Origin of the sequence: Microbacterium pumilum, assembly GCF_039530225.1 — a bacterium.
GTDB classification, from domain to species: domain Bacteria; phylum Actinomycetota; class Actinomycetes; order Actinomycetales; family Microbacteriaceae; genus Microbacterium; species Microbacterium pumilum.
Genome location: NZ_BAAAOH010000001.1, coordinates 3,334,525 through 3,348,291 on the forward strand (window position 1 = coordinate 3,334,525; position 13,767 = coordinate 3,348,291).

Annotated in this window: 12 protein-coding genes; 2 read left to right on the forward strand and 10 right to left on the reverse strand. The window is 67.7% G+C overall.

The genetic code is table 11. The features are described 5' to 3' along the window. Positions 1-121 precede the first annotated feature (121 nt). From dapC to ABD188_RS15080, 7 genes are all read right to left on the reverse strand, one after another. On the reverse strand, positions 122-1,231 hold the full coding sequence (dapC, locus tag ABD188_RS15050; RefSeq protein ID WP_344064001.1) for a succinyldiaminopimelate transaminase: 1,110 nt from the start codon (positions 1,229-1,231) through the stop codon (positions 122-124). Between the two features lie 18 nt (positions 1,232-1,249). After that, positions 1,250-1,570 carry a ferredoxin gene (gene fdxA / locus ABD188_RS15055; protein ID WP_344064004.1) on the reverse strand — a complete coding sequence of 107 codons (321 nt, stop codon included), beginning with the start codon at positions 1,568-1,570 and terminating at the stop codon, positions 1,250-1,252. A 9-nt stretch (positions 1,571-1,579) separates the two neighbouring features. Continuing rightward, the gene (locus tag ABD188_RS15060) at positions 1,580-1,951 is read right to left on the reverse strand and encodes a histidinol dehydrogenase (RefSeq protein ID WP_344064007.1); all 372 of its coding nucleotides are present in this window, start codon (positions 1,949-1,951) and stop codon (positions 1,580-1,582) included. A 31-nt stretch (positions 1,952-1,982) separates the two neighbouring features. Further along, positions 1,983-2,297: an AzlD domain-containing protein gene (locus ABD188_RS15065; protein WP_344064010.1), complete on the reverse strand. Its 315-nt coding sequence runs from the start codon at positions 2,295-2,297 to the stop codon at positions 1,983-1,985. Then, a complete protein-coding gene (locus ABD188_RS15070; protein WP_344067151.1) occupies positions 2,294-2,998 on the reverse strand; it encodes an AzlC family ABC transporter permease in 705 nt (234 codons plus the stop codon). Before ABD188_RS15070 ends, ABD188_RS15065 begins: the two co-directional genes overlap by 4 nt. A 209-nt stretch (positions 2,999-3,207) precedes the next feature. Continuing rightward, the gene (gene typA, locus ABD188_RS15075) at positions 3,208-5,121 is read right to left on the reverse strand and encodes a translational GTPase TypA (protein WP_344064014.1); all 1,914 of its coding nucleotides are present in this window, start codon (positions 5,119-5,121) and stop codon (positions 3,208-3,210) included. 139 nt (positions 5,122-5,260) lie between these two features. Continuing rightward, positions 5,261-6,961, reverse strand: a complete 1,701-nt coding sequence (locus tag ABD188_RS15080; protein WP_344064019.1) for a dipeptide ABC transporter ATP-binding protein — start codon at positions 6,959-6,961, stop codon at positions 5,261-5,263. A gap of 38 nt (positions 6,962-6,999) precedes the next feature. Here ABD188_RS15080 and ABD188_RS15085 point away from each other — a divergent pair, with 38 nt between their 5' ends. After that, the gene (locus ABD188_RS15085; RefSeq protein ID WP_344064022.1) at positions 7,000-7,599 is read left to right on the forward strand and encodes a PH domain-containing protein; all 600 of its coding nucleotides are present in this window, start codon (positions 7,000-7,002) and stop codon (positions 7,597-7,599) included. On the opposite strand, the gene ABD188_RS15090 is transcribed toward ABD188_RS15085, so the two are convergent. The 3 genes from ABD188_RS15090 to ABD188_RS15100 form a co-directional block, all read right to left on the reverse strand. Continuing rightward, positions 7,590-8,825 (reverse strand): ABC transporter permease, encoded by a 1,236-nt coding sequence (locus tag ABD188_RS15090; protein WP_344064025.1) that lies wholly within the window; start codon positions 8,823-8,825, stop codon positions 7,590-7,592. The two genes, ABD188_RS15085 and ABD188_RS15090, sit on opposite strands and share 10 nt — an antisense overlap. 2 nt (positions 8,826-8,827) lie before the next feature. Next, a complete protein-coding gene (locus tag ABD188_RS15095) occupies positions 8,828-10,372 on the reverse strand; it encodes an ABC transporter permease (protein WP_344064028.1) in 1,545 nt (514 codons plus the stop codon). Positions 10,373-10,581: 209 nt separating this feature from the next. Next, on the reverse strand, positions 10,582-12,453 hold the full coding sequence (locus ABD188_RS15100; protein ID WP_344064032.1) for an ABC transporter family substrate-binding protein: 1,872 nt from the start codon (positions 12,451-12,453) through the stop codon (positions 10,582-10,584). A gap of 154 nt (positions 12,454-12,607) precedes the next feature. On the opposite strand from ABD188_RS15100, the gene ABD188_RS15105 reads away from it, so the two are divergent. Then, a complete protein-coding gene (locus ABD188_RS15105) occupies positions 12,608-13,462 on the forward strand; it encodes a CPBP family intramembrane glutamic endopeptidase (RefSeq protein ID WP_344064036.1) in 855 nt (284 codons plus the stop codon). The last annotated feature ends 305 nt before the right edge of the window (positions 13,463-13,767 follow it).

Below are 13,767 nucleotides of genomic sequence, written 5' to 3' on the forward strand. Positions count from 1 at the left end.
GCGTCATCCGGGAGCCGGCGCGGGACGGGGGATGCCGCGCCGCCGCGTCCTTAGAGCCTAGTGCTCCCGCGCGCCTACTGCCGACAGCGCCAAAGGCTCGCGACATCCGATGGAGGAAACCTCACGATTCGGCGCGTAACCTTCGCGCGGCGGCGGCGATGCGCTCGTCCGTAGCCGTCAGCGAGAGGCGCACGTGCCGGGGGTAGTGCGTGCCGTAGAAGTGGCCCGGACCTGCGAGGATTCCGAGATCCGCCAGACGCCCGATGCTCTCCCAGGCGTCGCGGCCCTCGGTCGCCCAGAGGTACAGCCCGGCCTCACTCGCATCGATGCGGAATCCGGCGCCGACGAGGGCGGGCTTCAGGAGCGCCCGGCGCCCCCGATAGCGCTCCTTCTGCCCGGCGACGTGCGCGTCATCCCCGAGTGCGGCGATCATGGCGGACTGCACCGGTGCCGGGAGCATGAGCCCGAGGTGCTTGCGCGCCGTGACGAGCCGCGAGACGAGTGCGGGATCACCCGCGACGAACGCCGCACGGTAGCCTGCGAGGTTCGACTGCTTGCTGAGCGAATAGACCGACAGGATGCCGGCCACGTCGCCGTGCGTCACTCTCGGATCGAGCGCAGAAGGAATCGGGTCGGAGTCCCACGGGGCGTCCCAGCCGAGCTCGGCGTAGCACTCGTCCGACGCCAGGACGGCGCCGAGTTCTCGGCAGCGTGCCACCGCCGCACGGAGGGCCGCGGCATCCAGCACACGTCCGTCGGGGTTGCCCGGCGAGTTCACCCACACCAGCCGTGTGCCGACGGGCCACTCCGCAGGGTCGTCGGCCGCGACAGGGGTGGCGCCGACGAGGCGCGCACCGACCTCGTAGGTCGGGTAGGCGGCACGCGGGTGCACCACGACGTCCTCCGGACCGAGTCCGAGCAGGAGCGGCAGCAGCGCGACCAGCTCCTTCGAACCGACGGTGGGCAGCACATTCGCCGCGGTCAGACCTGGAACGCCGCGACGGCGCGCGTACCAGGCGGCGATCGCCGCGCGCAGGGGTGCGGTGCCCACTGTCTGGGGGTAGGAGTGGGCGTCTGTCGCGGCTGCGAGCGCGTCCGCGATGATCCGCGGCGTCTCGTCGACGGGCGACCCGATCGACAGGTCCACGATGCCGTCGGGATGCTCGGCGGCACGTGCGGCGTAGGGTGCCACCGAATCCCATGGATAGTCGGCGAGGTCGGCGACTCCCACGTCAGCGTCCGCGGTCGGTCACGTCGCCTGGGGCGGAAGCGCGTCGATGATCGGGTGGTCCTTGTGGATGACGCCCACCTTGGCGGCACCACCGGGGGAACCCACGTCGTCGAACCACTCGACGTTCGCCTTGTAGTAGTCCTGCCATTCGTCGGGCAGGTCGTCTTCGTAGTAGATCGCCTCCACGGGGCACACCGGCTCGCACGCACCGCAGTCCACGCACTCGTCGGGGTGGATGTACAGCATCCGATCGCCCTCGTAGATGCAGTCCACGGGACACTCGTCGATGCATGCGCGATCTTTCAGATCAACACACGGCAGGGCGATCACATACGTCACGAGTTCAGTCTAGTTGCCCCTCAGCGCCCCGACGCGGTCAGGCCACACCACGACGATCAGCACCAGGATCGGCAACGCGAGCGTCCACACCGTGGCGAGCGCCGTCTCGGGAACGATCACCGAACCGCCGGGGCCCTTGCCCGAGAAGAAGAGCGTTGCCGCGACCATCCCGAGCCCCGTCGCGAGCGCCGCCCACCGATCGCCGGTCAGCAGTCGCACGGCCGCCAGCAGCGCCCCGCACCCGATGACGGCGAGCACCAGCCCGAGCGGAAACCAGCCGAGCGTGTACGAGTGCGCGATGGTGCCGGCGAGGCCGTAGACACCGCCGACGACGAATGCGACGATCCATGTTGCGAGCCGTACCAGGAGCGAACCGCGCATCATCCGACTCTAGCGGCGCACCGCGGGCTGCTCAGTCCGCCCAACCCCACAGCCTGAGGAGGGCCGCGACGAGTGCGGCCGCGGCGACCACGACGAGGAACGGCGCGCGCAGCAGCAGCAGGCCCGCGGCGACCAGCACAGCCGGCAGCCGGGCGTCGACGACGATGGCCTGCCCGAGCCCGAACGTCTGAACGGCCACCAGCGCCGCGAGCAGCGCCACGGTCAGCAGGTCGGCGATGCGAGCCGGGCGGGGTGCTTCGAGCCAGCGCGGCGGGATGAGGTAGCCCAGGGTCTTGAGCACGACGCACACGATCGAGGCGATGAGGATCGCCGTCCACATGGTCACGGCAGCCCCTCCCGCTCGGCCACGTCGTCGGGCTCGGCATCCTTCTCACCGGGCGAGCCCAGCCAGTTCGTCCAGCCGACGACGATCGCGACCACCGCGGCGATGATCACCGGGAGGCCCGGCATCAGCACCGGGGTGAGGAGCGTCGCCAACACCGCCGCGGCGATGCCGACGGCGATCGGCTGGCGGTGACGCAGCCGCGGCCAGAGCAGGGCGAGGAATGCGGCGGCGGCCGCGGCATCCAGCCCGTAGGCACGAGGGTCCCCGAGCACATCACCCAGGAGCGCGCCGGCCAGGGTGGACAGGTTCCAGCCGACGTAGATGCCAATGCCGGTCACCCAGAAGCCGACGGTGCGCGCACGCTGCGTGCGCTGGGCGAGCGAAACGGCCGTCGACTCATCGATGGTGAACTGCGCGGCGGCCGCGCGGCGCCAGAATCCGCGGCCGATGACGGGCGACATCCGCATGCCGTAGGCGACGTTGCGCACCCCGAGCAGCGACGCCGACGCGATCGCCGCCGGCGCCGCGACAAGGCCGCCCGCCCCGACGACGCCGGCGAAAGCGAACTGCGAGCCGCCGGTGAACATGAACAGGCTCATGAAGCACGTCTGCCACACGTCGAGCCCCGCCGCCACGGCGAGCGCACCGAACGAGATGCCGTACGCGCTGGTCGCGAATGCGACACCCAGCCCCTGACGCATCGCGCGGCGCGCTTCGCCCGCGCTGTGCGCGTCGTCGAAGTGCGGTTCGAGGGTCACCCGCCCGATGCTACCCACCGTGGTGCGGGCGGCGCAGACGCCACCCTCGGGTCTGTGGCCCGCTCCCCTACAGCCGGTTACGGACGCGAAACGCCGCCCGGCTCGGGGCCGGGGCGGGGGGTTGCGTCCGTAACCGGGTGTTGGAGCGGGGGTCAGGCGTTGGCGTCCTGGCGCTTCACACGCGCGGTGTTGCGGGCGCGGAGCGTCTGGTCGAGCTCGACCTTGCGGATGCGGACCATGTCGGGCGTGACCTCGACGCACTCGTCGTCGCGCGCGAACTCGAGGCTCTCCTCGAGCGAGAGCCTGCGCGGCGGCGTCATCGCCTCGAACGTGTCGGAGGTCGACTGACGCATGTTGGTCAGCTTCTTCTCCTTGGTGATGTTCACGTCCATGTCGTCGTTGCGCGAGTTCTCACCGATCACCATGCCCTCGTACACCTCCTGCGTCGGCTGCACGAAGAACGACATCCGCTCCTGCAGCGCGATGATCGCGAAGGGCGTGACGACACCGGAGCGGTCGGCCACGATCGAGCCGTTCTGACGCGTCACGATGTGACCGGCCCAGGGCTCATAGCCGTGCGAGATGGCATTCGCGATGCCGGTGCCGCGGGTCGTCGTGAGGAACTCGGTGCGGAAGCCGATGAGCCCGCGGGACGGCACGACGAACTCCATGCGCACCCAGCCCGTGCCGTGGTTGGTCATGCCCTCCATGCGGCCCTTGCGGGTCGCGAGCAGCTGCGTGATCGCGCCGAGGTACTCCTCCGGAGCGTCGATTGTGAGGTGCTCGAACGGCTCGTAGGTCTTTCCGTCGACCTTCTTGGTGACGACCTGCGGCTTGCCGACGGTGAGCTCGAAGCCCTCTCGCCGCATGTTCTCCACGAGGATCGCCAGGGCCAGCTCGCCACGGCCCTGCACCTCCCACGCGTCGGGCCGGCCGATGTCGACGACCTTGAGCGACACGTTGCCGACGAGCTCGCGGTCGAGACGGTCCTTCACCATGCGCGCGGTCAGCTTGTGCCCCTTGACCTTGCCGACGAGCGGCGACGTGTTCGTGCCGATCGTCATCGAGATCGCCGGGTCGTCGACGTGGATCTGCGGCAGCGGGCGGATGTCGTCGGGGTCGGCGATCGTCTCGCCGATCGTGATGTCTTCGAAGCCCGCGATGGCGACGATGTCGCCGGGGCCGGCGCTCTCTGCGGAGTAACGCTCCAGGGCGCGGGTCTTCAGCAGCTCGGTGATGCGGGCGTTGCTGGTCGTGCCGTCGGCGCGCACCCAGGCCACGGTCTGGCCCTTCTTGAGCGTGCCGTTGAAGACCCGCAACAGCGCGAGGCGGCCGAGGAAGGGGCTGGAGTCGAGGTTCGTGACCCAGGCCTGCAGCGGCGCCTCGTCGTCGTATGACGGAGCCGGAACGTGCTCGAGGATCGCCTCGAACAGCGGTTCGAGATCGTCGTTGTCGGGAAGGGTGCCGTTCTCAGGGCGGTTGCGGGATGCCGCGCCGGCGCGACCGCTCGCGTACACGACTGGCACGTCGAGGAGTGCATCGACATCGAGGTCGGGCACATCGTCGATGAGGTCGCTGGCGAGGCCGAGCAGCAGATCGTGCGCCTCTTCCTCGACCTCGGCGATCCGCGCATCGGGACGGTCGGTCTTGTTGACGAGCAGGATGACGGGAAGCTTCGCCTCGAGCGCCTTGCGCAGCACGAAACGGGTCTGCGGCAAGGGGCCCTCACTCGCGTCGACGAGCAGGACGACGCCGTCCACCATCGACAGGCCCCGCTCCACCTCGCCGCCGAAGTCGGCGTGGCCGGGCGTGTCGATGACGTTGATCGTCACTGGACCGTCGGTGGCGTGCTCGCCGCGGTAGGTGATCGCCGTGTTCTTGGCGAGGATGGTGATGCCCTTCTCGCGCTCGAGGTCATTCGAGTCCATGGCCCGCTCTTCCATGTGCTCGTGCGAGCCGAAAGAGCCGGTCTGACGCAGCATGGCGTCGACGAGGGTCGTCTTGCCGTGGTCGACGTGGGCAACGATCGCGACGTTACGGAGGTCCGGACGGAGGGCGCGCGCCATGAGAGGATCCTTGCAAGTGTGGGGGCAACCCGGAATCGGGCCCCCCAAGTCTACCGCCCGGAGCCTGAGCGAACGCCGCCACGAGCCCGTCGCGCGTGGCGCGGGCTCGTGGCGGTGTTCGTGCGGAGCGCGCGAGCGCCTACTCGAGCCCGCTCGCGAGGAGCGCCGCACGCGCCTCGCGGCGGATGCGCTGCTCGCCGGGATCCGGCACCGGGACGGCCGCGAGGAGCCGCTGCGTGTACGGGTCCTTCGGGTTGCGGAGGATCTGCTCTTTCGTGCCCTGCTCGACGATCCGGCCGTGCTGCATCACGGCGATGCGGTCGGCGAGGAGGTCGACGACCGCCAGGTCGTGCGTCACGAAGAGGGTCGCGAACTGCTTCTCCTTCTGGATGTTCTGCAGCAGCTCGAGTACCCGTGCCTGCACAGAGACATCCAGAGCGCTCGTCGGCTCGTCGGCGACGAGCACCGTCGGGTCGAGGGCGAGTGCGCGTGCGATGCCGACACGCTGGCGCTGACCGCCCGACAGCTCGTGGGGATAGCGGTTGCGGAAGTCCCGAGGCAGTTCGACGAGGTCGAGCAGCTCGACGATGCGCCGATCGATCTCTTTGTCGTCCCGGCCGGCGAGCTCCAGCGGCTCGCCGATGCTCTCGCCGACGGGCCAGCGCGGGTTCAGCGACGAACCGGGGTCCTGGAAGACGATGCCGATCTTCCGGCGGACGGCGCGCAGCTGCTTCGCGTCGACCCCGACCATCTCCTGACCGGCGACCCGCAGCGTTCCTTCGGCTATCGGAACCAGGCCGACGATCGCGCGGGCGATCGTCGTCTTGCCCGAACCCGACTCGCCGACGAGCCCGAGCACCTCGCCGGGCTGGATCGTGAGGGATGCCTCGGCGACCGCTCGGAACGCGGGCACGCGCCCCCGCTTCGGATAGTCGATGGAGGCGTTCTCGAGCACCAGCGCCGCGGTCGTGTTGTCGCGGCCGTCGTGCACGTCGGCGCTCGCCTCACCCAGGCCGAGGTGCGGCACGGCCGCCATCAGGGCACGGGTGTACGGGTGGGTCGGCGCATTGAAGATCTTGTCCGCACTGGCTTGCTCGACGACGTCGCCGTCCTTCATCACCATGACGTCGTCAGCCATATCGGCCACGACACCCATGTCGTGCGTGATCAGGATGATCGCGGAGTCGAGCTTCTGGTGCAGATGCCGCAGCAGATCGAGGATCTCCGCCTGCACCGTCACATCGAGCGCTGTGGTGGGCTCGTCGGCGACGAGCACACGCGGGTCGAGCGAGATCGACTGAGCGATCATCGCACGCTGCCGCTGGCCGCCGGAGAGCTGGTGCGGGTACGAGTTGTAGGCCTTGAGCGGATCCGGCATCTCGACGAGGCCCAGGAGCTCGAGAGAGCGGTCCTTCGCCTCTTTGCGGGTCATGCCCGCACGGTGCGTGAGCAGCGACTCCGAGATCTGGAACCCGATCGTGTAGACCGGGTTCAGTGCGGTCATGGGCTCCTGGAAGATCGCCGCGATGCCCTCACCGCGCACTCGTCGCAGGTCGACCTCGCGAGCGCCGATGAGCTCGCGGCCGGCGAGCTTCGCGCTCCCCGTGACACGGGAGTTCTTCGGGAGGAGTCCCATGAGGGCCATGGAGCTCGTGCTCTTGCCGGAGCCGGACTCGCCCACGATGGCGAGCACCTTGCCCGGCATGAGGTCGTAGTTGATGTGCTTGGCAGCCGCGTTCCACTGACCGCCGACCCAGAACTCGACGCCCAGGTCCTTCACCGACAGGGCTGGACCGCCCTCCTGGTGGACGTGGCCCTTGCCGCGTGGTCGATCTCTCATACTCATAGAACCGTCGTCTCCCGTGTCAAGATGGGCGAATGGCGCCACCGGTCACCTTCAGACCCCGCGGCGGCGCAATCCTCGCCGCCATCGCGATCGCGATCTGTGCGATCGGACTCGCCTACGTGGCAGTGACGGAGGGAGTGGTCTCTCTCGTCACGTGGGCGTGGCCGATCGTCGCCGTGGCGTGGGGCGCGTGGCTTCTCTACATCCGGCCGAGCGTCCGCGTCACGGATGGCTTCGTCGAGGTGCGCAACATCGTGCGCACCTACCGTGTGCCATGGGGCGATGTCGAAGACATCGACTCCCGTTACGCGCTGACCATCCAGACGGTGGACGGCCGCCGCATCCGCGCGTGGGCCGCGCCGGCACCCGGTGCCCGTCAGGCGATGACCACGCGTCGCGAGGAGGTCACCCGCACTCCCGGCGAAGGAGATACGCGTCGTCCGTCCGATGCGAGGGGCACCTCGTCCGGCGACGCCGCGGAGGTCGTGCGTCGCGCGTTCGAGACCTACCAGCGCGAGGGCGGCACTGTCCTGCCGGGCGGAACCGTGACCACGTGGGACATACCGGTGATCGTCGTCACGATTCTTCTGGTGGCGGGCGCGATTCTGACTCTCGTGCTGCCTCACGGCTGACCGTCTTTGTCACCGCGCGGGCCCGACCCGCCATCGGAGTCGTTCAGCGGGTGCTCGCTGTACGTGGGCGCCTGCGGCGGTCCCGAGAACGAGTCGGTCTCGCGCTCCTCGTCGTACCCGGATGTCGGAACGTCGACCATCTGGACGCCCTGAATCGAAGGGATCGCGGCGACCGCACGGTTCGCCCGCCGCTGGCTGACCTTCGACTGCTGACGCGGATCGAACGCATCGCGCAGTCCGTCGCCGATGAAGTTGATGCACAGCGCCAGCGTGACGATGAACAGACCCGGCCACCAGAACAGCCACGGCCTCGTGCGGAACGCCTCGCGGTACTCGCTGATGATCTGGCCGAGCGAGACATCCGGTGGTGTGATCCCGAACCCGAGGAAGCTCAGCGCCGCCTCTGTCAGGACCGCGGCGCTCATCAGCAGCGTCGTGTTGACGATGATGACACCCACAGCGTTCGGCAGGATGTGGCGGAAGATGATGCGCGAGTCGCTGGCACCCGCCACACGGGCGGCGTCGACGAACTCCCGTTCTCGAAGGGACAGGAAGTCGCCGCGCACGAGTCTCGCGAGACCCGTCCAGCTCAGGATTCCGAGGAAGATGCCGAAGACGAAGGCGTTGCCTCCGAAGATGCGACCGAAGATCGAGCCGATGACGATGATCGGGATGATGATGATCACGTCGGTGAACCGCATGATCAGCGCGTCCGACCAGCCGCGGAAGTAACCCGAGACCGCACCGAGCAGCACCCCGAGGATCAGGGACGTGATGCCCACGAGGAACATGACGGTGATCGACTGCTGCGTTCCGCGCATCACCTGTGCGAAGACGTCCTTGCCGAGGGTGTCCTGACCGAAGGGGTGCTCCCCCAGGCTGAACGGCCACAGCGTGATCGTGGGCATTCCGTTGTTGACGATCGGGTAGGCGGACCACCAGTTCAGCGGCCACCAGCCGGGGATGCGCCAGCCGTTGACCTCGAGGCCGCCGTCGGGTGCCGCCTGGAGCTTGCCGGTGCCGCCGACTACGGTGCCGACCGAGGTGAACGCGAGCAGAATGACGAGGATGAGCACGACGAGCGCGATCATCGCGAAACGGTGCCTGACGAAGCGGCGACGGACGAGAGCGCCCTGGCTGAGGCCGGCGACGGCCTTCTGCTCGATCGACTGCTCGCTCCCGCGATCCTGCGGGGCGTCGGCGTCGGTGGGGATCGTTGCAGTCATGGTCAGCTCACCCGGATTCTCGGGTCAAGTCCCGAATACAAGAGGTCGGCGACGAGGTTGAAGATGACCGCGAGCAGACCGGTGACGAGGAAGAATCCCATCACGAGGTTCACGTCTCCGGCTCTCAGCCCGTCGGTGAAGAGTGCGCCCATGCCCTTCCAGGCGAAGATCGTCTCGGTGATGACCGCGCCGCCGATGAGGGCGCCGATGTCGAACGCGATGATCGTCGCGATGGGGATCAGCGCGTTGCGCATGGCGTGGCGGATGACGACGGTGCGCTCGGTGAGGCCCTTCGCACGTGCGGTTCGCACGTAGTCCTGGTTCATCACTTCGAGCAGGCTGGAGCGGGAGTAGCGGGTGTATGCCGCGAGCGACACGACCGCGAGCGCGATGGTGGGCAGGATCAGGTGGGCGAACCCGTCGAGGATCTGGAACCACATGTCGCCCTGGAGCCCCGGCGTCTCGGAGCCGATCGTCGCGATGACGCCGCTCTGCGGGATGCGCTCCAGGTAGTCGGGGTACACCAGCATGACGCGGTCGATGACGATCACGAAGAACGTGATGAAGCTCACGATCGCCGCGGTGCGGGCGACCTCCTTCTTGCCGTCACCGCCCATCAGCAGGCCCACGCCGATGCCGAGGCCGATGGCCACGATGAACATGATCCACAGCATCCAGCCCGTCGGCACGTAGAAGAACAGATACTGCAGCGGGTACCAGAGGGCGGCCCAGATCGCGACGACGATGAGCGACGCGTAGAGCGCCCGCCTGTTGGCCAGTCCCGTCGAGATGGCCGTCACACCGACAGCGGCGCCGACGCCGGTGATGATGATCCCGATGAGTCCGACGGACGGGTGCTCGAACCAGCCTGTGACACCAAGGAGGAAGAGGAGTCCGCCGCTCGCGACAGCTGCCGCTCCGAAGGTGATGAGCCGTCGTCGCCAACTGCCGCCGAGTATCGCGGCGAAGATGAACCCGGTTATGAGGCCGGTGAGCAGGACCGCCCACCACGTTATGACGGGGTCGTTGAGGAAGGCGTTGAAGCGGATCGCTCCGAACTCCTTGAGGAGCACCGCGAACCAGAAGATGGGGAGCGAGTAGACGATGAACGTCAGGAACGTGACCGAGTAGTCGAAGCCGCTGTACTGGCGCAGGGCCGTCAGGATGCCGATCGTGACGCCGAAGATGATGGCGATGATCGTCGCCGCGGTGACGAGCTGGATCGTGGATACGGCTGCCGCACTCACGGCTTCGGTGACCGGCTGATCACTGCGGCTGAAGGCGATGCCGAGGTCGCACGGCATGAAGAACGGGACCAGGCACTTCGCGGCGCCTGCCAGCCATGTGAAGTAGCGCAGAATCGGCGGAACGTCGAGGTGGAGCTTCTCGATGCGGTTGTCGATGAGCTCCTGGCGATTGGAGGCCGTGCTCCCCTTCAGGTCCTGGAGCGGATCCACTCCGATCGCCGTCAAGGTGTAGACGATGAAGGAGGCGACCAGCAGCACGAGGACTGTCGCGCCGAGTCTCCGCAGGATGAAGGTCAGCACTGATGCCCTCGCGGTGATCGTGGAACACGGTTCATGTTGGTTCGTCCGTTCGGGAGCCCGTGAGCCCCAAGGTACTCCTAAGGCGCCGCCGGATCACGGACCGCCTGTTTCTGACACGAATGTGGGTGCCGAGGGCACTCGGCACCCACATTCGATTCGGTGTGTCGATCCGGGAGGAGCGGCGGTGCCACTCCTCCCGGATGGGTCGACTACTCCGCGGCAGCGTCCGCCGGTGCCCACTCCCAGAAGTTCCAGAAGTAGTCCGGGCTCAGCGCCATGGCCTTGACCCCGGTGACTTCTTCGCTCGAGACCGTGAGGCCCGGGAACTGGAAGATCGGGATCGTGACATTGTCAGCCCAGATTGCGGCCTCGGCCTGCTTCAGGAGCTCGGTCTGCTTGTCGGCGTCAGCCGTCACGTTCAGCTCGAGCAGCAGGTCGGTGACCTCCTGGTTGCAGTAGCCGTTGTAGTTTCCGCCCTTGAGGCTCGGGTCGTCGTAGCACGCGTAGATCTGGTCGGATCCACCCACGGCGAGGCTCGTCTGCGACCACGCGAAGATCGTGGCGTCGTGCGAGTTGATCGGCTCCTGCGACGGGTCGGTGAACACCCAGTTCGGCTCGCTCTCGTCGACCAGCTGGAAGCCGGCCTTGGCAGCGGATGCCGCGATCAGCTCGTACTCCTGGCCACGACGGACGTTGCCCTCGGGGTACCAGAAGCCGACCTCGATCGGACCGGTGACGCCGGCGTCGGCGAGGAGCGCCTTGGCGCCCTCGATGTCGACCTCAGCGAAGTCCGCCGAGCCGTTGGAGTCGGCGAGGATCGGGTAGCGCACCGGGTCTTCGGCGCTGACGAGGTCGGTGTTGCGAACCTCGGCGTCGGCCTGGAGCGGAACGATGATCTTGTCGACGATCTCCTGGCGGGGGATGGTCTTCAGGAAGGCGAGACGAACGTTGCTGGCCTTCTCCTCGTCGCCGCCGTACGTGGCGGGGTCGAACGGGCCGCCGTTGTTGACGGTCAGGTCGACGTGCTCGTGCGAAGCCTGGACACCCTGCTGAACCTCAGCGGTGTCGATGCCCTGCGCGAGCTGGAGGATGTCGGCCGTGGGCTGACCCGACCAGATGTCGAGCTCACCCGACTGGAGCGCCTGCAGTGCCGTGGTCGAGTCGCCGATGGCGCGCACCGTGATGCGCTCGTACTTCGGCGAGGGGCCCCACGTGAAGAGCGGGTTCGCGACGATCGTCGTGTACTCGTCTTCCTTGGTCTCCTCGAGGTTGTACTGACCGGCGGTCAGGAACGCGGCCGGGCTGTCGGGCATCGTGGTGTAGACGTACGCGTCGTTCCAGGCGGTCGCGAGAGCGGTGAGCACCTCTTCGTCGCCGTCCTGGATGGCCTTGACGACCTTCTCCTTGGCGCCCGTCGCGAACTTCTTCGCGGCGTCGGAGTACTTGGTGAAGTCACCCTCGTCGCCCGAGTCCTTGTAGGTGTCCCATGCGGCCTGCACATCGGCGTACTCGTCCGGGTAGGCGAGCGCGTACGTGCCGTGAGCCGAGACGCCGAGCGGCGACTGCAGCTCCCAGTCGACGAAGGGCTTGTCGTAGACGAGCGTGATCTCCTTGTCGTCGACCTCGGGGGTCTTGGTGATCAGGTTCCAGCCGGCGGTCGAGGCCGGGGCCCAGCCACCAGCGACGTTGCTCGACATGGCTGCCCAGTGCATGAGCATGTCGGCCTCGTCGATCGGCACGCCGTCGGACCAGACCGCGTCGGCCGTGATCTTGTAGTCCACCGTCAGCGGATCGTCGCTGGTCTTCTCGTAGCTGCCGAAGTCGGTGTTCTTCACCCACTCAGGAGTGTTGTTGTAGTAGCCCCACGACGACGCAGAGTCGGTGAGGTACTTGATGTTCGAGTTCGCGGTGTTGTTGCCGGCGCTGCTGCTCGAGTTGAACGCCATGAAGCCTTCGTTGTAGGCGACGTTGATTTCGGTGCCTTCAACGATTTCTGACTGGTAGGGGTTACCGCAGCCAGAGAGCACGAGAGCGCCCACCGCCACGACGCCCACGCCTGCCAATAGACGTGAGATCTTCACATTTCCTCCTGTGCAAGGGTTATGTGCCCAGCCTGTGACAGCACTGGACACGGACATCGCCACCCTAAGCAGACCGTGCGGTCTTAGCAAAACGGATTGGAAAACCGTTACATATCCTTAACTCAATCCTGCGGGAGTGTGGCAATCTGGCAACGTGAGCGCAGGTCTGGCTGAGAACGAGCCGTATGTTCCCCTCAGCCGCGCTGAGCGCATCCGCACCTGGTGGGAGATCAGCATCGTGCTGCTCCTCTCGGTCGGGCGCTCGGCGATCTACTCCGTCCTCTCACTGATCCAGGCGTTGCAGCGCGATGTGTCGCTCGGCGACCAGACGTCGTCGCTCAATCCGTCGGCGGATGCCGAGGCGTTCTGGGACGTGCTCTACCAGTTCCTCGGTCAAGCGTTCGGGCTCGTGCCCGTGGCGCTGGCGATCTTCCTGCTGTGGGACCCGGGGATGTCTGCCTTCCGCCGCATCGGACTCGACTTCCGCCGCTTCGGCGGAGATCTCGGACGCGGCGCCGCGCTCGTGGCCGTCATCGGCATCCCGGGCCTCGCCCTCTATGCGGCGGGCCGCGCACTGGGAGCCACCGTCCAGGTCGACGCCTCGCCTCTCGACCCGTCGCTGTGGACCATCCCCCTCCTCCTGCTGGCCGCACTGCGCGCCGGCCTCACCGAAGAGGTGATCTTCATCGGCTACCTCTTCGACCGGCTGCGCCGGCTCGGCTGGGGGTGGTGGGCGATCATCCTCTCGACGGCCGCGCTGCGAGGGGCCTATCACGCCTACCAGGGCCTGCCCGCGGTGCTGGGGAACTTCGCGATGGGCGTCGTCTTCGGCTGGTGCTACCGCCGCTGGGGGCGCGTCATGCCGCTCGTGATCGCGCACACCCTCATCGACATCGTCGCCTTCGTCGGCTATCCGCTGGCGGTGGCGCTGTGGCCCGGTCTGTTCGGTCCGGCGCCGTCGCCGAGCCCGACCCCCTCACTCTCGCCCAGCCCGACTCCATCGGCCTGACCCAACCGTGTTGCCCTGACTCTCCATAGCGGCTGCTGACACCCCGGAAGCGGTCCGAGACCCCGGACCCCCGCCGACACCGGGTCGTGTAACACCGGGTCTCGGCGACGAAGCCGGGTCTCGGCGCCGAGACCCGGCCCCGGTCGCAGATCCCTGGATCCGGTGCACAGACCCCGCAGCTACGCCGAGACCTGGGAATTACGCCGACACCGAGCGGCACATCACCGGGTCTCGGCGTCGAGAGCGGGTCTGGAGCGCCGGGAAGGGGCGGATGCCCGGCAGTCGCGGCCGTCGGGGCCGTCGAG